Source organism: Rossellomorea sp. SC111 (assembly GCF_024733565.1).
Lineage (GTDB): Bacteria > Bacillota > Bacilli > Bacillales > Bacillaceae_B > Rossellomorea.
On the sequence record NZ_JANIOC010000009.1, the window covers coordinates 107,136 to 126,160 of the forward strand.

The 19,025-nt window shown below is 45.2% G+C and carries 23 protein-coding genes; 11 read left to right on the forward strand and 12 right to left on the reverse strand.

Going from position 1 to position 19,025, the window contains the following annotated elements:
• Nucleotides 1–27 precede the first annotated feature (27 nt).
• The gene (locus NQ095_RS13285) at nucleotides 28–861 is read right to left on the reverse strand and encodes an SDR family NAD(P)-dependent oxidoreductase (RefSeq protein ID WP_309137645.1); all 834 of its coding nucleotides are present in this window, start codon (nucleotides 859–861) and stop codon (nucleotides 28–30) included.
• 109 nt (nucleotides 862–970) lie between these two features.
• Here NQ095_RS13285 and NQ095_RS13290 point away from each other — a divergent pair, with 109 nt between their 5' ends.
• Both NQ095_RS13290 and NQ095_RS13295 read left to right on the forward strand, forming a co-directional pair.
• The gene (locus tag NQ095_RS13290; protein WP_258264053.1) at nucleotides 971–1,939 is read left to right on the forward strand and encodes a helix-turn-helix transcriptional regulator; all 969 of its coding nucleotides are present in this window, start codon (nucleotides 971–973) and stop codon (nucleotides 1,937–1,939) included.
• Between the two features lie 53 nt (nucleotides 1,940–1,992).
• Nucleotides 1,993–2,925, forward strand: coding sequence for a nucleoside hydrolase (locus NQ095_RS13295; RefSeq protein WP_258263952.1), 933 nt, complete (start codon nucleotides 1,993–1,995; stop codon nucleotides 2,923–2,925).
• A gap of 55 nt (nucleotides 2,926–2,980) precedes the next feature.
• On the opposite strand, the gene NQ095_RS13300 is transcribed toward NQ095_RS13295, so the two are convergent.
• Nucleotides 2,981–3,664: an MBL fold metallo-hydrolase gene (locus NQ095_RS13300; RefSeq protein WP_258263953.1), complete on the reverse strand. Its 684-nt coding sequence runs from the start codon at nucleotides 3,662–3,664 to the stop codon at nucleotides 2,981–2,983.
• Between the two features lie 70 nt (nucleotides 3,665–3,734).
• Nucleotides 3,735–3,968, reverse strand: coding sequence for a hypothetical protein (locus NQ095_RS13305; RefSeq protein WP_258263954.1), 234 nt, complete (start codon nucleotides 3,966–3,968; stop codon nucleotides 3,735–3,737).
• 310 nt (nucleotides 3,969–4,278) lie between these two features.
• On the opposite strand from NQ095_RS13305, the gene NQ095_RS13310 reads away from it, so the two are divergent.
• Nucleotides 4,279–4,830 (forward strand): sigma-70 family RNA polymerase sigma factor, encoded by a 552-nt coding sequence (locus NQ095_RS13310; protein ID WP_258264054.1) that lies wholly within the window; start codon nucleotides 4,279–4,281, stop codon nucleotides 4,828–4,830.
• Complete coding sequence (locus tag NQ095_RS13315; RefSeq protein WP_258263955.1) at nucleotides 4,815–5,897, forward strand: DUF4179 domain-containing protein; 1,083 nt, start codon at nucleotides 4,815–4,817, stop codon at nucleotides 5,895–5,897. The genes NQ095_RS13310 and NQ095_RS13315 overlap by 16 nt, the downstream gene beginning before the upstream one ends.
• A 51-nt stretch (nucleotides 5,898–5,948) precedes the next feature.
• Here the strand turns inward: NQ095_RS13315 and NQ095_RS13320 are convergent, their stop codons facing one another.
• Nucleotides 5,949–6,344 carry a VOC family protein gene (locus tag NQ095_RS13320; RefSeq protein WP_258263956.1) on the reverse strand — a complete coding sequence of 132 codons (396 nt, stop codon included), beginning with the start codon at nucleotides 6,342–6,344 and terminating at the stop codon, nucleotides 5,949–5,951.
• A 325-nt stretch (nucleotides 6,345–6,669) separates the two neighbouring features.
• Between NQ095_RS13320 and NQ095_RS13325 the strand changes: the two genes are divergently transcribed.
• The 4 genes from NQ095_RS13325 (at nucleotide 6,670) to NQ095_RS13340 (ending at nucleotide 9,970) form a co-directional block, all read left to right on the forward strand.
• Entirely contained in the window at nucleotides 6,670–7,275 is a 606-nt protein-coding gene (locus tag NQ095_RS13325) for a DeoR family transcriptional regulator (protein ID WP_309137642.1), read from the forward strand.
• Nucleotides 7,276–7,292: 17 nt separating this feature from the next.
• Nucleotides 7,293–8,624: a PepSY-associated TM helix domain-containing protein gene (locus NQ095_RS13330; RefSeq protein ID WP_258263957.1), complete on the forward strand. Its 1,332-nt coding sequence runs from the start codon at nucleotides 7,293–7,295 to the stop codon at nucleotides 8,622–8,624.
• Between the two features lie 16 nt (nucleotides 8,625–8,640).
• Nucleotides 8,641–9,108 (forward strand): FixH family protein, encoded by a 468-nt coding sequence (locus NQ095_RS13335; protein WP_258263958.1) that lies wholly within the window; start codon nucleotides 8,641–8,643, stop codon nucleotides 9,106–9,108.
• A gap of 100 nt (nucleotides 9,109–9,208) precedes the next feature.
• Complete coding sequence (locus tag NQ095_RS13340) at nucleotides 9,209–9,970, forward strand: DUF3891 family protein (RefSeq protein ID WP_258263959.1); 762 nt, start codon at nucleotides 9,209–9,211, stop codon at nucleotides 9,968–9,970.
• Nucleotides 9,971–10,003: 33 nt separating this feature from the next.
• Here the strand turns inward: NQ095_RS13340 and NQ095_RS13345 are convergent, their stop codons facing one another.
• The 3 genes from NQ095_RS13345 to NQ095_RS13355 form a co-directional block, all read right to left on the reverse strand.
• Nucleotides 10,004–11,278, reverse strand: coding sequence for an MFS transporter (locus NQ095_RS13345; protein ID WP_258263960.1), 1,275 nt, complete (start codon nucleotides 11,276–11,278; stop codon nucleotides 10,004–10,006).
• Nucleotides 11,278–11,883: a TetR/AcrR family transcriptional regulator gene (locus tag NQ095_RS13350; protein ID WP_258263961.1), complete on the reverse strand. Its 606-nt coding sequence runs from the start codon at nucleotides 11,881–11,883 to the stop codon at nucleotides 11,278–11,280. Before NQ095_RS13350 ends, NQ095_RS13345 begins: the two co-directional genes overlap by 1 nt.
• A 135-nt stretch (nucleotides 11,884–12,018) precedes the next feature.
• Entirely contained in the window at nucleotides 12,019–12,450 is a 432-nt protein-coding gene (locus NQ095_RS13355) for a MarR family winged helix-turn-helix transcriptional regulator (RefSeq protein WP_258263962.1), read from the reverse strand.
• A gap of 166 nt (nucleotides 12,451–12,616) precedes the next feature.
• On the opposite strand from NQ095_RS13355, the gene NQ095_RS13360 reads away from it, so the two are divergent.
• The 3 genes from NQ095_RS13360 to nagZ all read left to right on the forward strand — a co-directional run bounded on the left by NQ095_RS13360 (nucleotide 12,617) and on the right by nagZ (nucleotide 15,314).
• Complete coding sequence (locus NQ095_RS13360) at nucleotides 12,617–13,000, forward strand: CidA/LrgA family protein (RefSeq protein ID WP_258263963.1); 384 nt, start codon at nucleotides 12,617–12,619, stop codon at nucleotides 12,998–13,000.
• Nucleotides 12,985–13,677, forward strand: a complete 693-nt coding sequence (locus NQ095_RS13365; protein WP_258263964.1) for an LrgB family protein — start codon at nucleotides 12,985–12,987, stop codon at nucleotides 13,675–13,677. Before NQ095_RS13360 ends, NQ095_RS13365 begins: the two co-directional genes overlap by 16 nt.
• A gap of 437 nt (nucleotides 13,678–14,114) precedes the next feature.
• The gene (gene nagZ, locus NQ095_RS13370) at nucleotides 14,115–15,314 is read left to right on the forward strand and encodes a beta-N-acetylhexosaminidase (protein ID WP_258263965.1); all 1,200 of its coding nucleotides are present in this window, start codon (nucleotides 14,115–14,117) and stop codon (nucleotides 15,312–15,314) included.
• Nucleotides 15,315–15,353: 39 nt separating this feature from the next.
• Here the strand turns inward: nagZ and NQ095_RS13375 are convergent, their stop codons facing one another.
• Genes NQ095_RS13375 through NQ095_RS13395 form a run of 5 tightly spaced genes read right to left on the reverse strand, consistent with a single transcriptional unit; the run spans nucleotide 15,354 to nucleotide 18,945 of the window.
• Nucleotides 15,354–15,536 carry a DUF4177 domain-containing protein gene (locus tag NQ095_RS13375; protein WP_258263966.1) on the reverse strand — a complete coding sequence of 61 codons (183 nt, stop codon included), beginning with the start codon at nucleotides 15,534–15,536 and terminating at the stop codon, nucleotides 15,354–15,356.
• 28 nt (nucleotides 15,537–15,564) lie between these two features.
• Nucleotides 15,565–16,332, reverse strand: coding sequence for an alpha/beta fold hydrolase (locus NQ095_RS13380; RefSeq protein WP_258263967.1), 768 nt, complete (start codon nucleotides 16,330–16,332; stop codon nucleotides 15,565–15,567).
• Between the two features lie 6 nt (nucleotides 16,333–16,338).
• Nucleotides 16,339–17,277, reverse strand: a complete 939-nt coding sequence (locus NQ095_RS13385; RefSeq protein ID WP_258263968.1) for an MBL fold metallo-hydrolase — start codon at nucleotides 17,275–17,277, stop codon at nucleotides 16,339–16,341.
• Nucleotides 17,261–17,995, reverse strand: a complete 735-nt coding sequence (locus NQ095_RS13390; protein ID WP_258263969.1) for a DUF5694 domain-containing protein — start codon at nucleotides 17,993–17,995, stop codon at nucleotides 17,261–17,263. The genes NQ095_RS13385 and NQ095_RS13390 overlap by 17 nt, the downstream gene beginning before the upstream one ends.
• Entirely contained in the window at nucleotides 17,992–18,945 is a 954-nt protein-coding gene (locus tag NQ095_RS13395) for a phosphotransferase family protein (protein ID WP_258263970.1), read from the reverse strand. Before NQ095_RS13395 ends, NQ095_RS13390 begins: the two co-directional genes overlap by 4 nt.
• Nucleotides 18,946–19,025 lie beyond the last annotated feature (80 nt).

Below are 19,025 nucleotides of genomic sequence, written 5' to 3' on the forward strand. Positions count from 1 at the left end.
AAGCCCCCTAATAAAGGGGACATCATCTTACAACGTAAATGGTGGAATATACCGCCCATCCACATCCGTAAATCCATATTCTTTTGCTAGATCTCCTACTTTCAATGCCTGACCCGTCTTCTCCATCACACATGGATCCATGGCAAGCGCCGTGATGGCACGTCCCACATAATAAGGCGTTTCAGATGGCTTTAAGTCTTCTGATTCCTGCCAGTTTTCCTCATCCACACCCATATGTTCAAGCACCAACTCTGTCCTCATGAATCCTGGAGATACAGCCATGACGGCGATACCCCCTTCCTTTAATTCTTCCGACAGACCGTAAGCCATCCGGACGAGTGCATTCTTTGCCAAATCATAATAGAATTGTCCGGTGTACTTGCCTTTATCATAGAACGTTGTATGAATGATGATCGCATCTTTATTTTCCCGCAGCAGAGGTATGGCAAAATGATTGGTCGCAAGCTGGGCTCTTACGCCTGCCGTGAACATTGTATCCCAATTTTCAAGAGACTGTTCCCAGAATGATCCAGGATTCACACCGATATCATGGGCGCCCCATACATTATTGATGAGAATATCGAGCTTGCCTTGTTCCTCCCGAATTTGCTCAATGACTGCTTTTGTTTCAGCATCAATCGTATGATCACATCGTACTGCAATTCCTGTTCCACCTGCCTCTTGAATTTGAGCTGCGGTATCATCGATTGTCCCTGGAAAGTTTTGAGTAGAGTTTCCTTTTGTACTGCGTCCGGTGACATAAACCGTTGCTCCTGCTTTTCCAAGTTCAATGGCGATGGCACGTCCCGCTCCCCGGCTCGCTCCTGTGACAAGTGCTACTTTTCCTCTCAGTGACTTCATCCAACCATTCCTTTCATCATGTAAGATAACCCCATTATACGATCCCATTCTTGACATCTATTGTCATATTTCATTAAATAAAAGAAAATCCAAGAAAAAGGTGATCGATATGAGAGGCGACCGATTAGTATCCATTCTGTTACTACTGCAAACACACGGCCGAATGACCGCGAAAGCATTGGCTGAAAAATTGGAGGTGTCTGAACGGACCATCCACCGGGACATGGATGCCCTGAGCGGCACTGGGATTCCCGTCGTGGCGGAACGGGGCCAAAACGGAGGCTGGTCGCTCTTGGAGGATTACCGGACGGATTTGACCGGATTGAAGGAATCGGAAATCCGGGCACTATTCGTGTCTCCTTCTGATCATCTCCTGGAAGATCTCGGACTGACCCGTACGACGGAGGAAGCACGGAATAAGCTCATCGCCTCCCTCCCGTCCACGTATCGGGAAAATGCGAAGGACGTATGGAACCGGATCCACATCGACACGAGCTCCTGGCGAAAGCAGACAGACAAGACTGTCTCCCTTGAAATCATCAAAGAGGCGATCTTTCAGGAAATCAAACTAGTCATCACCTACGAACGCGCAGACGGAGAAACCGATGACCGGGTGGTGGAACCGCTGGGGCTCGTGGCGAAAGGGGATCTCTGGTACCTCGTCGCAGCCAAGGAAAACGGGGATATTCGTAACTACAGGGTTTCCCGTATTCATCATACCGAAAAATTGGACGAGTCGTTCCAAAGACCCGATGACTTTGACCTGGCACAGTACTGGTCATCCTCCACAACATCCTTTATCAAGACTCTTCCCTCTTTTGAAGTGAAAGTCGAGGTATCGCCACAGACCTTATCCAGGCTCACCTTCACGGGACGGTTTGCCCGGGTCCTTGAAGTTGGGGAACGAAAAGGTGCGAATTGGATCCCTGTGACGCTATCTTTCGATACGGAAGAAGAAGCGAAAGGCTATCTAATAGGGTTCGCCGATCAAGTCAACATCATTGAACCGGTTGATCTCAAGCAGAAAGTCCTGGAAATGGCAGAGGCTACGGTTTCATTTTATCAACGAATGGAATAATTCTTCCTTTTCTCCGATATGTTTTAACAAAACAGTTGTCGAGGAGAATTCCCATGAAAAATATTCTTTTATTTGCCGATCCGGGTATAGATGATTCTGTGGCCATCATGTATGCCCTCTTGAATCCGGACATTCACGTACTCGGAATCGTATCCAGTTACGGTAATGTCGAAAAGAAACAGGCCACCGATAATATCGCCTACCTTCTGAAACTCGCGGGGAGGACGGATATTCCAATCATCGGCGGTTCCAACAGTCCATCTTCGGGGAAAATCCCCACATATTATCCCGAGATCCACGGAAAGGAAGGGTTGGGACCGATTCGTCCTCCAGAGAACTTCTCTGGTGAACTCACCAACTTTTCCAAACTCTACACTATCTTAAAAGAAAATGAAGACGTCACAATCGTCGATGTCGGAAGGAACACATCACTCGCCTCCCTTTACATCCTGGGAGAAGATATTGCCAAGAACGTAAAAGAATTTTATATCATGGGAGGTGCCTTTTTCGTTCCGGGGAACGTCACCCCGTCAGCGGAAGCAAACTTCTACGGAGATCCGATTGCATCAGAACTCGTAGTCAAGAATCTCAACAATCTTTATATCGCTCCGTTAAATGTCACAAACAAGGCAATCGTCACCCTCGAACACATCAAAACCATTCAAGAGATGAACGGTAATCCCCTCGTTCATATCTTGGATGACGTTATGTCCTACTATATTGATGCCTATAAAAAACTCATCCCCGGCATAAACGGCGCCCCCCTCCACGATGTCGTCACCCTCTCCCTGATGGTGAATCCGGAGATGGGAAAAACGATCAGAAGGGACGTCGAGGTACTGACAACAGGCTACGGGCAAGGCACCTCTATCGCCGATTTCAGGGTGAGCTCGAAACCGGCTGAAAAGAATATCAACATCTATCTGGAGATCGATTACCAAATGTTCGTGAACGATTTCATAGAGGTCATGACCAGAAAAAGATAGCTTGTTGAAATAAAGAAAGGATAGGCTTGAATACTCCAGCCTATCCCTTCGTATCCTATCGACTCTTTTCCCCAATGGCGATTAACTCCTGGAGGAACACATCAATTTCCCCCACCAGCACACCTCCATGTCCTGTACACAGTACATCCACATCATATTCCTTCATGATCTTCAGGCCGATCAGGAATTCAGGCAGATCTGCAACTCCGCCACCCTCAAGATACTCGAACCAGGCTTGTCTCAGGTCATCCCCTTTTGAAACAAGCCCTCCATCTGACAAAGGATCGCCAAAAAAACAAAGAAAATCCCCTGTGAACAGTGTTCTGGTCGGGCGATGAAAGAAAATGACAGAACCCGGGGAATGATACCCGACCCTTCTGTAGTCGTACTCCCCAATCGTCCCCCTGTCAAGGAGCTCTCCCCTGATGGAATACTCAGCCGGCAACGTTTCATCGGCATGAATGACCTTCCTTGCCTTCGTAAATAATGCCGCCCCTCCCACATGGTCCTCATGACCATGGGTGACGAGCATGAGCTTTACATCGTCTGCCGTTTTCCCGATTTTGTTTAAAGCGTGCTGCAGGAATACCAAGTGACCTTCTTTACACGAATCGACCATAGTCATTCCAGCTTCTTCCTCGACCAAGTACGCATTCGTATAGGTATTCCACTCAGCATCCCATATCGCCAGCACATATATTTGATTATTTACTTGTTCCAATTGGTACTCCACTTTCACTTCCCCCTCCTACATTTCACTAGAATCAATTCCACAAACAGGGGGCATTCTCCTTTTCAAGAATTTGAAATTAGTAGATAAAACCTTCAATGGACACCACGATCAATAAAAGAGACACAGCAAAAAACAGATAGCTTCGATACGATTTCCGGTTCTTCTGTCGTTCTTCCGCTCCCATCACGATCATCATGATTGCAAAACCTGCCATCGTAAAAGGAATGATACTATTATTATTTGAAATTAACCCATAGAGTGATAGTGTCATGACAATAACAGCACTCGTAATCCTAACTTTTTTCAGCACGGTAGGTTCCTCATTTCTCCTGTAAATTAGATGATGTAATACCTATAAGAATCGAAATGGTCGCCGCCCATCGTTACTTTCATTCGTTTAATGGGCGATAGTACGATTATTTATATTTGATGATTTTGAAAAATATATAGACCTTCATAGGATATTTCCTTTTATTTTCATCATCCTTATTTTACCACACCATTATTCATGATAACTTATTAGCAGGAAACCATTCATGATTTTATTTATAAAAAATGAAACCAATTTTGAATTAATGAAGTCTTAATAGCGAAGGAAAGGAGGAAAGGCATTGGAAGAAATGAAAACTAACGAAGGAATCACTAACAATAAAGAGCTAATGCTTGAACATATCATGACCCATTATTCTAAAGATGTGTATCTCCTGGCATATTCATTTGTAAAAGAGAAAGGATTAGCTGAGGACGTTTCACAGGAAGTCTTCATCAAGTGCTATCGAAATCTCGATTCATTTAGAGGAGACGCAGAGATAAAATCCTGGATCTACCGAATCACAGTGAATACTGCAAAAGATGCTGTAAAGAAAAAGAGTTTTAAAATCTTAAAATTCCCTAAGGTATTCTTTGAAAATTTCAAGAAAAGCGAAAGTGCTGAAAAGACCATGTTGAAATACAATCATAATGAACAGATTTTACATATAGTCTTGGATTTACCGATTATTTATAGGGAAGTCATCATCTTATATTATTTCCAAGATCTAAAGGTGAATGAAATATCCGATGCACTAAACGTAAACATCAACTCTGTGAAGACCCGATTATCACGAGGCAGATCCATACTTAAAGAGAAAATGGTAAAGAAAGGAGAGATCCCGTTTTGGATAGACAATTAAAAAAGGTAAAAGCACATTTTGAACATCATTATTATGATGATGAAATGACAGATAAACTGAAACACATTGTTATGAAGGAAGTTCATAAAACACCTAAGAAATTCTATAGAAATCATATAACCTATTTTTCAAGTGTAGCTATTCTGGCAATCGTTGTACTAATCGGGTCTACTTTTCTTTCTCCAACTATGGCTGCCGTCATGTCCAATGTTCCATATTTTGACGAGATTTTCTCCAGTATGCAAGACTCTGAAGATCAAGAGAAACGGATGGATATTTTTTACGACGATGTGACAAAAAGAGTAAAAGACAAAATGCCCGAAGGAGTTGTCGATACTTCTCTCTTCACTTCTCATTTCTCTAAAAAACCAAACTTCACTCTAATGGTTGACGATAAAAAATGGAAGAAAGAGTATGAGAAGGAATTTGAAGACATAGTAAATTCCATGGCGATTAAGAATCATATTGATCATTATAAGACCGAAGTGACTGTTATTGATCCACCTGAAACCATTGTAAGCGAGAAAGAAAAGGAAAGGATGGAATATTTAAATAAAGTGTACAATACCATAGATACAGTTTTGACGACGAATCATTTTAATAAAAGCCAAGTGGATATAGACCCTCAAACTAAAACAGCTACTATCAAAGTAGCGTTCAATAAAACAAATAACACAAAGCATGTAACCGAAAATTTAACTAATAAACTTGAAGAGGCATTCCAAAAAGAAAACATTCAGGACCTCGCAATAAAGATTAAGAAAAGAAGCAAGTCGGAAATTTGGGACGAAGAATGGCAGCCGATTTTCACTTCAATCATGGAGGTATCCAGTGATAAGTTCACCGAAGTGAATGGGTTCGCTTATTCATTCCACCCAGCACCTTTGGAGATCATTATCAAAACATCACTCCCGAAAAATGAAAAGAATAAGGCAAAAGAAATTAACGACTATGTTAAACAAATTATTGATGTTAAGAAAAAGGAACTCTCAGTTGAGGATATTCCTTATAAAATCATCATTCGGGATAAAAAGCATAAACAGATGTATGAAGAATTATATGAATGAAGTCTAGAAAAAGGTGTTCGCGTTTTGCGAACACCTTTTTTAGACAGTCAGTTATTTCGCGTCCTTATCCGGCTGATGAATCCCGAACACATTGCCTTCCGTGTCTATGTAATACCCCTGCCACGCCATTCCCGGCAATGCGTACTTCGGCATGGCCACCTGGCCGCCGTGCTCAAGGATAAGCTTCTCGGTTTCATCATAATTCCCGACGCCCATCGTGCAGGAATATCCGTTCATCGGCTGATTCGGTTCAGGTGGAGGACTTTGACGCTGCATCAGTGCACCATTGATCCCCATCTCATTCTCATCCCCTGTCACAGCCCCGACATAAGGCATTCCGGCGTATTCGCTCCAGTCCTCGAATTTCCAGCCGAATACTTCCCCGTAGAACGTCTTGGCCCGTTCCATATCATCCACATGCACTTCGAAATGTACCATTCTTCCCATTGTTCATACCTCCCATATACTGGATTTCATTATAATGATTTCGATATTACGGAGAGAATCCCTTCTTTTATATTTATTAAATGCGGTTCATTCTAGCAGGCTTGCTTTCTGGCACATGACATCACAGAAGACTAACAAAAACAAACAGAAATAAATCGGCGAATAAGAAACATTTTATGATCCATCCCCTCTATCCTTACGTTTTCTTCATGATTATCATTTGTGTGGAAAATCAAAAGTTTCTTTGTCGGTTATGTTACACATCAACATTTCCTCACTTTTTTTCACATTAAATCTATTGAATAAAGGTTAAAGCTTATCTATTATGAATCTAGCATACATAGAAGAAAGGATGGTTATCATGCTGCCGATCGATCGACAAGAACAAATTTTAACCTGGCTTGAAGAAGAGGGAACACTGCGTGTATCAGACATCAGCACCCGCCTCGAGGTATCGGAAATGACGGTCTACAGGGACCTTAAGCCACTGTTGGAAGCGAACAAAGTCCGCAAGACGTCAAATGGCATTTCTACGATGGAATCTGAGGGCATCCCAACTGATTCCTGTGTATATTGCCTGAAGACAACGACCTCAAGAAGAGCTTTACAACTCATAAAGAAGGATCATTCGATTGAACAAACATGCTGTCCGCACTGTGGATTACTCCGTTATGAAGACATCAAGGAGGATGTGATGCAGATTCTCTGTCGTGACTTCCTGACGGACATGACGATCAGTGGAAAAACCGCCACATACCTGATTGATGCGGACCTGAACCTGAACTGCTGTCAGCCACAGGTCATTTCCTTTGAATCGAGGAAGCAGGCCGAACAATTCCAAACCGGATTCGGAGGTAAAATCTACACGCTTCCACAAGCCATCATGGCGATCTCGAATGACATGCAAGGATCGGGCAGTTGCCACGACTAGGAAAAGAGGAAAAAACGATGGACAAAAAATCATATCAAACGATTTGGAGATGGCATTTCTACGCAGGCATCATCATTGCCCCATTTCTATTGATCCTCGCTGTGACGGGATCGATTTATCTCTTCAAGCCCCAGATCGAACAGAATCTCTATCAACAGTATTACGAAATTAATCCACAGGGAGAGAAGCTTCCAGCCACTGAACTCATCGATAATGTGAAAACGCTTCACCCCGATGCACAGATCACAAGCTTCCGCCCAGGGGAGAGTGCCGACCGCTCCAGTGAAATCGGCATCAGTACAGAAAACGGGTCTGCAACCGTCTTCTTGAATCCTTACACAGGAAAGTCCCTCGGTAAATTGAAGCCCGAGGACCGGATTATGAATAAAGTCGAAGAAATTCACGGAGAGCTGATGGCGGGTACAATCGGCGACCGCATTGTGGAACTTGTTGCCTGCTGGGCCGTCGTCCTCATTGTCACGGGATTATTCTTATGGTTCCCGCGTAAGAAGGACAAGCTATCAGGCGTGTTCCTTCCCCGCATCAATAAAGGAAAGAAGATCTTCAGAAGGGATCTCCACGCAGTACCGGCGTTCTGGGTCACAGCAGGAATGCTGTTCCTGATCATGACAGGTCTTCCCTGGTCCGGATTCTGGGGAACCAACTTTCAGAATCTCATGACCAACGCAGGAGCCGGCTACCCTCCTTCTATCTGGACAGGGGAAGCTCCTCAGTCCGTCGTGAAAACAAAGGAAATCGCCGACGTCCCCTGGGCTGCTGAGAATTTGGACGTTCCCGTATCGGCCCTTGAAGGGTACACGCCATTATCCATGAATGATGTCGTAACGATTGCGAAACGAGAAGGAATTGATCCGAGTTATACCGTCTACATCCCTCAGGATGAAAAAGGCGTCTATACTCTATCCGCCTTCCCGGCTAAAGCACAAAATGAAGTCACGATGCACCTTGATCAGTATACAGGAGCCGTCCTCGCCGATTACCGATTCGCCAACTACGGGATTGGTGGCAAAATCGTCGCCATGGGGATCACCCTCCATACAGGCACCCAATTCGGCTTCATCAATCAACTGTTCAGCCTGTTGATCTGCCTTGGCATCATGCTTGTCTCCATCAGCGGATTCTATCTGTGGCTGAAGCGCAAACCGAAAAAAGAAATGGGTGCACCGAAATCACCGGGGATCCTGAAGATGAAGTACTTCCTGCTTATCATGATTGCACTAGGTATCTTATTCCCACTCGTCGGGGCTTCCTTGATTGTCATACTGCTTCTTGACCGGTTATTGATTAAAAAAATCCCTGCTACGAAAAAATTCTTCGGTGCGGCATAAGAAAGGACGATTCGATATGAAATCAACGATAAAATACTTTAGTATCCTTTTCCTTTGTATGCTTCTTGGTGCCTGCGCCCCGAAGGAAGATCCGGCAGAATTGTACGAGCAGGAATCTCCCCTCCAGGCTGATATTACGATGCCGGACGATTTTTCCGACAGCGGTGACCTGATCAAGATCGAACTCACACAAAATAGCAAAATAGTGGAGGACGCCGACTTTGTTCACGTGGAAATCTGGAAAGGCGACGGGTCCTTCCATGATGGAATGGAAGAAGCCGAGAATGCTGGAGATGGGATTTACACATTCAATAAGAACCTGAAGGAAGATGGACTCTATTACATCAAAGTCCACGCAGGAAACAACGGCTCCACCATTATGCCGACTCTGCCTTTTGCCGTCGGCGAACTATCCAAAGCCGACGTCGAAGCCTTGAATGACCACGTTCCCGTGGAGAATGGAGATCACAGTCAGCACCACTAGCGTTCAAAGATCGAAAGCCGATGCCGCTTTCGATCTCTTTTTGGCAGAATAAAAGATGTCTAGTTTGCTATAATGGTCTTAAAAAGGGGATGTTGACTCTATGATTATCCGGGAAACCGAGGATTCCTTCTTCATGATCAAACAACACGACCACGCCTATGTATCCGGCGAAACGATCAAACATGTCAATCGCAATCTATTAAAATCCGATCCGCTTTTCGATGACTTCGTCTACGCATCCCATCAGCACGACCGGAGCTGGATCGGCCTTGATGACACGCCGATCTGGAACGACGGGAAGCAGATTCCCTTCACCTTCTCAGACTATCCCCTTCTGCCGAAACTTGCATTCTACAAAAGCGGGCTGGATGAAATCGAGGAGACTAACCTCTATTCAGCACTTCTATGCAGCCTTCATTTCTGCTCTTTCTTTGCCAAATCGAAGGATCCGGACTGCCTGCAATTTTTACAGGATGAAGCATCAAGGCAGAAGAACATCCGAAAGCAGCTGCCGAAGCTTGACGAAGAACTGCTTATCCAGCACTTTCAGCTCCTTCAATTGTCCGATAATCTCTCCCTCTATTTTTGCCTGAATGAACCGGGTGTGGATAAAGAGAGCGAGCATCCGTGGTTCAGGGATGGTTTCAAGAACACGGAGAGCTTTCACCCCGGGAATCAAAAGCTTCTGGCCAGGTGGGTGAATGAGCATGAGGTGACGTTTGATGCCTTTCCATTTGAAACGGATTTTCATGTGACCCTGCCTTATAAAAAAGTGGCCAAGGCGACGATCCGGAATCTGGGGATTGCGGAAGCGTATAGGGAAAGTGAACTAGAGGAACATACTATTTTAATACGAAAGTAAAGAAGACCCTTAGATGAGGGTCTTCCTTCATTTTCAAGAAGAAACCGATGCCTTCACTTCCTGCACCACTTCCCCCCTCGTTTCCAGCGTCTTCATAATCACATGATACATGACAGTCCCGGTCATACCGAAGATCAAGAGGATGCCGCCCATCATCAACGGACTGACCCACTCCCCTACGATGATGAGGAGGGAAGCAATGATCATGGCGCCATAATAGGTCAGGCTGTAGAAGGCCATATATGTGCTGCGGGCGTTGGACGGCGCCAGGTCCCCGATCATCGCCTGCTTGATCGGCACGTACATGAGCTCCCCGAACGTCCCGACAAAGCCCAGGATAAAGAGGAATAAAATATTGTTCGTGAAAGCAAAGGCGCTGAAACAAATGGAAAAGATGAACATCCCCGTCACAAGCGTCCATCGGTCACTCCACTTTTTAAAAAGAAATAGTACGACTGCGGATAAGAGCACGACGATAATGGTATTTTCCGTCCGCAGGAATCCGAGCATCCTCGTACCGTCAAGCGTGAAGTCGAATCCCAGGAAAGAAGCCTGTTGCTCTGAGATATCCCTCTCAAGACGAATTCCGACGTAATTAGTCAGGGATTGCTCCAGGGTGAAAATGAAAACGGCGCCGATGATATACATCATGAATAATTTATCTTTCAATACGGTTGAATAGTTTTGAACCATCTTGTTGGATGAAGAAGTGGTTTCAGTGGTGGCAGGTTCCGGTGTGTAGGTTTCTGTGATGAAGAAAATGGTAATCAGGACGGACAGGAGTGTGATCCCTGATATCCCGAGGAATAATTCAAACAGGTACGTTTTAAATAGAAATGCCCCGATGATGCCTCCGATGGCAGTGGCGAGATTTCCAAGCCAGTAGCTGACGGTGAATACGAGCTTCCGTGAATCGGAATCGGTCACATCGATGATCATTGCTTGTGCTGCAGGCTGGAACATCCCCCCGGCAAACATATTGAGTACGAAAAACGCCGCTGTTACGTATGGCAGGTCGAACCACGGTGAATTGCATAGAGCAATGAAGAAGAACGTCGCCATTATTCCGAGTTCGGCAAAAATCATAATCTTCCGGCGACCGATCTTATCTGAGATATGCCCGCCGATAAATCCACCAACGATCCCGCTGATGACGATCAGGACAAGGATGACCCCCGTTTGAGTAGCACCGATCTTCTGGGCGAAATAGATGGCCATGAACGGAATGACCGCCATGGTGACAAGCCCTCCGAGGAACTGCATGGCAAGCCTTAGTTTCAGATTGGGATGAATGTCGCGTATTTTCATCACATATCCCACCCTTCCGTCACAGGACCGAATAACCGCAGGGCCTGTATTTTCATATTGCTCCAGATCAGATTCGTATAGTCATCGATAAAGGTCAGCCTCAGCCCATTTAATAAGGAAACATACGATTGAGCCATCAGCACCGGTGACCCTTCATAGAAGCATCCCTCCTTTTGCCCTCTTTCAATGACAGGATGAATGCGTTCTGCAAACACATCGACAAAGGCACTCAACTCTGCGAACAAGACGGGATACCTGTCCGGCCTCGCCAGTACCTGCTGTGAAAGGCGCAGGAAATCCTTATTCCTTGCAAACACATCCAGCTGGCAGTCGATCATATTCCGGACCATCTCCATCGGACTTCCACTGTACCGTTCCTCTATCTCACTAAAATATGGCTTGATCTCTTCCAACGGTTCAAGGATCGCAGCTTCAAAGAGAACCTCTTTAGTAGCAAAGTATGTGAACACGGATCCGAAGCTGACCCCTGCCTCCTTGGCAATCGCTGAAATCGTCGTCTCGGCAAATCCATTTTCGCTGTATGTTTTGACGGCTGCTTCCAGGATAGCCGCTCTCTTTTTCATCATTTTTTCCTCCCGCGACATGATGTTTCCCTCCTTTATTCAAAATTGATTGATTGATCAATTTTTATTTTACTGTTATGTATTTCCAAGGTCAACGATTATTTTTCGACAAAAAAACCGCTTTCTGGTGTGCCAACAACAGAAAGCGGACTTATTTTATTCGTCAAACGCCCCGTTCATCCGGACCAGCAGTTCCCCGAATACTTCCTTCTCCTCATCCGACCAGCCTTCAAGCATACCTTCATACCACTCGAGCCTCATGCGACTGTCAATAGCAAGCTTTTCCTTCCCTTGCTCAGTGAGGTCAAACAGGCTTACGCGTCCGTCACTTGGGTCTGAAAAGCGCTGGATGAGCTTCTTTGCCTCGAGTGCGGCCGCCTGTCTGGACAAAGTCGAAATATCCAGTTGGAACGCTTCGGCAAGCTCCTTCAATCGTGATGGTCCCTGTTCATCGAGCTGCCTCATCAGCAGGTATGCCGAGCGCTCCAAGATCCCGATTTTCCGATCGGACTGATCCCGGAAGACCGCCTTTCTGATCAAGGACGTCAACTCGTATTCAATCCGTTTTATCGAGTTCTCTTTGGACATAGATCTCCCTCCTTTTTACGTCAGTCAACCTGACAGATTCATTGACAACACTGCAGTTACTTGTATAATACAAGTATATAGTTGTATCGTACAAGTAATCCCAGGAAAAGTAAAGCGTTTTCATTGAAAGGTGGGAAAAGGGTTTCCTTTCAGGAGGTCCCGTGTTATGAAAATCATTCGAATCATCATCCAAATCGGCATTCTTTATGCCTTTTCCTTTATAGGAGGAACTGCCCAGCATCTCCTCCACCTTCCGATACCCGGAAGCATCATCGGCTTGATCCTGCTCCTTGCCTGCCTGTCGTTGAAAATTGTCCCTGTGATCATCGTCGAGGATGGCGCAAGCTTTTTACTCGCCATTCTCCCGCTATTATTCATCCCGGCCATGACAGGGGTCATGAATTATCCTTCTCTCTTATCAGGGACAGGTGCCGTGCTATTTCTCATTGTCGTCGTGAGTACCATCGTTACCATGGCTGTATCCGGTTTTGCCAGCCAGCACTTAGAAAAAAGATCTGAAAGAAGGGAACAAGCATGCAGCAAGCACTGATCGCAATCGTGATCATCGCATTCACCGCCGTCCTTTATTTTTCCATGGTGAAGGTGTATCAGCGGTTTCCGTTTCCGATGCTGATTCCGGTCCTGACCACAACGATCGTGATCGTCGGACTTTTAGTCAGTATGCACATCCCATATAAAGATTACATGATCGGCGGGAAATGGATCCATTCCCTGCTTGGTCCCGCCGTCGTCGCCCTTGCGTATCCCTTATATAAGCAGCGGAAGATCCTGATGAAGTATCGCTTCCCGATCATCGGAGGCGTCTTCGCAGGACTTCTGACCGGAATGGTGAGCGGGCTCATGTTTGCACGCATTCTCGGCATCGACCATGAGCTAATCCTTTCCATCGTGCCGAAATCGATCACGACACCCGTCGCCATCCAGATTGCATCAGGTCTCGGGGGAGTCCCGGCCATGACCGTCGTCTTCGTCATGATCGCCGGATTCTCAGGGGTCATCCTCGGACCGATGATCCTGAAAATGGGCCGCATCCATAGCTCACTCGGACGCGGAATCGCCTTAGGCAGCGCATCCCACGCCCTCGGTACGTCGAAAGCGATGGAATACGGGGAGTTGACCGTCTCCATGAGTTCCGTGTCCATGACGTTGAGTGCCCTGCTAGGCTCTGTGTTTGGTCCGATTGTGGTGTGGGTGTTTCATGTGTGATGGGGGTGTTTAGGCAGACTAAGATTTTTCGACAAACTGGGCATGTATAGAATTTCGGGATCGTTTATTTGATATGAGGTTTATACTTTGAGGACTGGGAGCATATTTTTCTATCGGGATCATAAATCTGATAAGTGAGCATTCCTTATGTATCTGGAGCGTATATCCGAAATAAGATACATATCTTTTGGACCCGGACCGTATTTCCGAAGCAATGTGCATATCCTGTAAATTAAAAGCTTAAAGAAAGAATACCGACCCATATATCGGAACAGACTTATAGTAATAGCCAACATATGAAAGAAAAACAGAAATGAATACACTAAGTTGTCCACAAAGACCCGTTCATACCGGGTCTTTTTCTATTTTTCCGTTTACGGTACTTCAGATACGAACAGAATGATACCAAGTATCCTACATGGAAAGGAACAAATGATATGTCGAAAAATAAGATTGGTTATTCCCTTTTAATCGTCATGATTCTTGTACTCATTCTGTCCTACTTCGCCATCAACCCGATCGGGAGTGAAAATCGTGAAGTAGACTCCCAAAGCCTGATTTCCAACATGACCCTCGATGAAAAAATCGGCCAGATGCTCGTAGCAGGTGTCAATGGAACGCAAATGGATGAGCCGACGAAGGATTTGATCCAAAAGCATAAAGTCGGAGGATTTATCTTCTTCTCGGATCATTTAAAAGGACCGGAGCAAACCGTCCGTTTTGTAAACCAACTGAAAAAAGCAAACGCCGATAACCCTCTTCCCCTCCTATTAAGCGTCGATCAGGAAGGCGGGAACGTGACGCGACTCCCTGGAGGACTCGTGAATTTCCCTACCAATCAACAAATTGGAAACGCGAACGATCCGGACGTTTCCTATGAAGTGGGGACCCTTCTCGGCAAAGAGCTGAAAGACTTCGGATTCAATTTGAACTTCGCTCCCGTCCTGGACGTAAACAGCAATCCGGATAACCCGATCATCGGCGACCGCTCCTTCAGCCCGGACCCTGATATTGTGAGCGAACTAGGAATCCAGACGATGAAAGGGATTCAATCCCAAAACATCCTGTCATCGATCAAACACTTCCCTGGTCACGGTGACACATCCGTAGATTCACATCTGGCCCTTCCTGTCGTGAACAAAAGCTTACAGGAACTCGAGTCCCTGGAACTGATTCCATTCAGGCGTGCCATCAATGATGGAGCCGACCTTGTAATGGTTGCCCATATCCTGCTTCCCAAACTCGATGACAGCTATCCGTCATCATTATCGGAGGCCATCGTGACGGATCTTTTACGTAAGAAACTGAACTATAATGGCGTCGTCATCACGGATGATATGACCATGAAAGCCGTGACGGACAACTACGGAATGGGAGAAGCTGCAGTGCAATCCGTCAAAGCCGGCAGTGACCTGATCCTCATCGCCCACGATGCTCAAAAGGCAGTGACAGCTATGGAAGCACTGAAATCTGCCGTTAAAAATGGGGAAATTTCAGAGGAGCGAATAGATGAAAGCGTGCAGAGAATCATCAACCTCAAACAAAAGTACCATCTGAAAGATACTCAAACAGGTGAAGTCGACCTAACGGAACTAAATCAAGCGATCAAATCAGTCAATTCGAAAATCACACCATAATAAAAAGCGGATCTCTCTTAGTGAGAAATCCGTTTTTTTTTAGGACAGTGCTCTTTCAAATATGATTTCATAATCCGTCGGTTTTCCGTGGCCATTGTACCTGAGCGGAAGCACCTGGACGAGCCGCCATCCCTCAGCGGCATACTCCTCAATGATCTCCCTGTGCTTTGGCTCGGTGAAAAATCCACCTAGGCTGGTTTGGACGTAAGTGTATTCGTACATGGTTGCACCTCCGTGGGTTTTTCTTACTTTACGTATTCACGGTACTTGAGGTTTCAAATTTCTCGTCGGAATGGACAAGTTCCATCAGCTTTTCAACTGCCTTTATAACCACCAATGGTTCATCCCTTTGAATATAATGAGCACTATTCTTAGCAAGCACAAATTCACCCTTAGAAGAACTCAGTGCCATCTCCCTCTGCATGTCATTCCACAATTCCTGGGATGCTTCTGAATAATGATCTTTTTTACCAGCGGAAAGTACTATGACCGGCATGCTTAATGTCTTCTTATATTCTTTTAACTGCCCCAAGCTTTCCATAAATTCTTGGTAATTGCCTTCTCGTACAAATTGCTTGCGATATGCTTCCTGGAAATCACTCGGCATCGTAGGAAGGAAACGTTCTCTATAACCCACAGGTGTCGAGTCAACCAGTACCAAGCCCGCGACTTCTTCAGGATATTCATGAGCATATACACTCACATTCACTCCACCGAAAGAGTGCCCGACCAATATGTAAGGAGGCTTGATATTCAAGCTACACAACAACTCCTTTAGCTCTTTTACCATCTCGCGGCTCGTCCTTGGATTCGGGCTCTTCTCGCTTGCCCCAAGTCCGGCACGATCATATATCAGTACTTCTGTTATCCCAGATAACTCTCCGATCACGGGATCCCATGCTTTCGAATAATCTCCGTAACCTGCATCCATCACCACAGTGGGTTTACCGTTTTTCTCCCCCATCAGTTTGGCGTATAATTTGAAATCGTTTACCGATACGAGTGTTTCTTTTTTCATTTTTCACTAAGTCCTCTCTTCGCTTTTTACTTTTTTAACATTCTGGAAGTATACCTCTGGAGAAGACCAATCATTAAACAAAGGAGGGATTGCAGGGGTGTCTACATGTTGACTGGACAGTAGGTGTGTAATATATTGAATCATTTTATCAATGTCCTCTTTTTTCCCGATCGGTCCGTGTCCGGGGATGACCATTTCGATATCCAGCTCCATTACTTCTTGTAAAATCTCTACCCACTGTTTTGGATCGCTCTCCTCAAAGAATGTCGGATGACAGTGAACGAACACAAGGTCCCCCATAAGAATCACCTTTTCTTCCGGAATGTAAAGCATGGCATCACAAAAAGAGTGGCCGCCTCCTAACGTAAACATCTTCGCCCGTCGTTTTGTTCCCTGTAAACTCTTCTCTTCTATAAATGTTTCATTAGGCAAAGTCAATTCCAGGTCAGGTAACGACCGTTTCATTTCATATAAAAAGCTCACTTGATCTTGAAGGGCTGATTCCCCGGTTTCATCGAGCTGCTTCTCAAGAGATTCTATATATTGAGTGAGTCCGTCGATGTCCGCTTTCTGCTTCTTTATTCTAGGAGGATGGATGTCTTTCATTTTTTCTAATGTGGTCTCGCTTGAGATGATTTGAATGTCCTTAAACGATTGATTGCCCCGGATATGATCTCCGTGATAATGGCTATTTACAACGCACGTGACTCTCTGATTTGTGATTTTTTCAGCAGCATCTCTCAAAGCTTCCGACGCCTGCTGGGTGTTAAACGTATCAAATACAACTACTTGATCTCCTAAATCCACAAATCCCGCATTTCCTACTGCCCCGCCCCCTGGCTTTGCTATTGCAGCGTAGATGCCGTGTTTGACTTTTTTTAGTGTAAAGTGTTTGCTGTTGAACTCATCGATCATTCGCTCCACCCCTTTATTGAAAATATTCATTCGGCGAAACCACGTCCACCAACCCACTCTCCTTCAGAAACTGAGTCACCAGGTGCACATGTCCCGACCCGATAATCAACAGTGTACGGTCATCAGGCAAGGTACTGAGTTCAGCGAGGTTCGAGTAGATGATTAAATTCCGTTGGTACCACCATCTCACCCAATCGATTCCAATATAGCTGGTTTCCCTGCCAATACGCGCTATCGCCATATACATTTCGTGATCGAGTTGAACCCTCGACTCTGAATTACTTTGTTTGACCATTTCATAAATATTGGGCGGATCCATGTTTAATTGGAGCTTTGTACGGTATGTATCATTAATGTGTTGATACATATCAGGCTGCTCATTCTTCGCCCATTCCATGACCTGCCCCAATCCAAGGTTTCCGACATTGTCCATCCAATCAACGGCATAGAGTTCATTATGATGCAACTCAGATGCCAGTCGAAATCCAAACTGATGAATTTCATCCACCTCCAATGCTAAGTCTTCGTTTAGATATTTGCGGAACTCTTCATTAAGTGATTCATTCTTGTCCTTCTCCACTTCCAATGCGATCTTAGTAGGCTTGAACTCTTTCAAACTGTTCACGACTTCCTTGATTTCATTTTGCCTATCATTTAACAAAACATCATCAAGCTCCACATGCTGAAGATCTGGAGTATAGCGCATATGAAATGTTCCCAGGACCATCACTTTCGGTTTTGTATTCATATTGACGAACCCCTTCCCTTCACGATTACTTCGTTTTTGACCCGCTCAACCTCTCCAATCTTCCACTCTATGATTCTCAGAATTCCCTCTTCCGACAGATACCCTTGGAAATACTTCTCCACTTCCCACGCCATCATCATCGCCAAATGGTCTATGTACAGGTAGTTAAAATCACTCCAAAAATCTTCATCATGTAATTCTATCCCACGCTCTTTTACGCATTTCCGATAACACTCAGGAACGAATGAAATCAGTTCATCGTCATACAGATCCTGCATCAGGATCGTCACATCCCTTAAGGGGGAGCCTATTGCTGCCCACTCCCAATCGATGAACCATACCTCTTCATCTTTGTAGAAGACGTTCTCTAAATGAGGGTCACCGTGAGTAATGACGGCAGGACATTTCCATTGATAGTGAGGGATATCCCACTTCTCATAGGCTTCTTCGATTACTTTCATCCACTCTGAACGTGCCCACGCTTTTCTTTTACATAACTTCACTAGCTGTTCCTGACACCAATCCCGCCATTCTGAGCTCAATCTGTGGACGGGCAGCTTGGATGCAGCTTGAACAGAACTTGTGTCATGCAGAGATGCCAACCTTTTCAATACCTCCTCGATGAATTTCCTTTTTTCTTCCATTGGCCTACTTTCAAAGCCTATCTTTAGGGGTTCCCCCAGATCCAACATGAACATCGCTTGCGGAGAATCCTCCCATATGTCCACGACTCTATTAAATGGCCTCAGCACATCTGCTATATTCATATGTATGTCTACTTCTTTGTTCCGCCCATGACCAAACTCTTTATAAATATAACGGGTTCTCTCACCATCACTTTCTCCCACGGCTTCAACCCTATAAATATTGCCTGCATGGGCGCCACCGATTTCCTCCGTGATCTGCAGCTCCAAGTTCATTTCCCTCAACCTGTGGACCCTATGCTTCACATACATCCCCCTAACACAAACCTTATAATGTCATTATTTCAAATTAATGGTATGAATACAAATAAAGACGGCCCCATTCG

Bases quoted from the DNA above. Each gene is read 5' to 3' on its own strand.
- NQ095_RS13365 (WP_258263964.1), top strand. From the start codon at position 12,985: ATGCAGCAAGCACTGATCGCAATCGTGATCATCGCATTCACCGCCGTC.
- NQ095_RS13350 (WP_258263961.1), bottom strand. From the start codon at position 11,883: ATGTCGCGGGAGGAAAAAATGATGAAAAAGAGAGCGGCTATCCTGGAA.
- NQ095_RS13360 (WP_258263963.1), top strand. From the start codon at position 12,617: ATGAAAATCATTCGAATCATCATCCAAATCGGCATTCTTTATGCCTTT.
- NQ095_RS13320 (WP_258263956.1), bottom strand. From the start codon at position 6,344: ATGGGAAGAATGGTACATTTCGAAGTGCATGTGGATGATATGGAACGG.
- NQ095_RS13355 (WP_258263962.1), bottom strand. From the start codon at position 12,450: ATGTCCAAAGAGAACTCGATAAAACGGATTGAATACGAGTTGACGTCC.
- NQ095_RS13295 (WP_258263952.1), top strand. From the start codon at position 1,993: ATGAAAAATATTCTTTTATTTGCCGATCCGGGTATAGATGATTCTGTG.
- NQ095_RS13335 (WP_258263958.1), top strand. From the start codon at position 8,641: ATGAAATCAACGATAAAATACTTTAGTATCCTTTTCCTTTGTATGCTT.
- NQ095_RS13310 (WP_258264054.1), top strand. From the start codon at position 4,279: ATGAAAACTAACGAAGGAATCACTAACAATAAAGAGCTAATGCTTGAA.
- NQ095_RS13290 (WP_258264053.1), top strand. From the start codon at position 971: ATGAGAGGCGACCGATTAGTATCCATTCTGTTACTACTGCAAACACAC.
- NQ095_RS13330 (WP_258263957.1), top strand. From the start codon at position 7,293: ATGGACAAAAAATCATATCAAACGATTTGGAGATGGCATTTCTACGCA.
- NQ095_RS13390 (WP_258263969.1), bottom strand. From the start codon at position 17,995: ATGAATACAAAACCGAAAGTGATGGTCCTGGGAACATTTCATATGCGC.
- NQ095_RS13285 (WP_309137645.1), bottom strand. From the start codon at position 861: ATGAAGTCACTGAGAGGAAAAGTAGCACTTGTCACAGGAGCGAGCCGG.
- NQ095_RS13345 (WP_258263960.1), bottom strand. From the start codon at position 11,278: ATGAAAATACGCGACATTCATCCCAATCTGAAACTAAGGCTTGCCATG.
- NQ095_RS13385 (WP_258263968.1), bottom strand. From the start codon at position 17,277: ATGAATATTTTCAATAAAGGGGTGGAGCGAATGATCGATGAGTTCAAC.
- NQ095_RS13375 (WP_258263966.1), bottom strand. From the start codon at position 15,536: ATGTACGAATACACTTACGTCCAAACCAGCCTAGGTGGATTTTTCACC.
- nagZ (WP_258263965.1), top strand. From the start codon at position 14,115: ATGTCGAAAAATAAGATTGGTTATTCCCTTTTAATCGTCATGATTCTT.
- NQ095_RS13380 (WP_258263967.1), bottom strand. From the start codon at position 16,332: ATGAAAAAAGAAACACTCGTATCGGTAAACGATTTCAAATTATACGCC.
- NQ095_RS13325 (WP_309137642.1), top strand. From the start codon at position 6,670: ATGAATCTAGCATACATAGAAGAAAGGATGGTTATCATGCTGCCGATC.
- NQ095_RS13340 (WP_258263959.1), top strand. From the start codon at position 9,209: ATGATTATCCGGGAAACCGAGGATTCCTTCTTCATGATCAAACAACAC.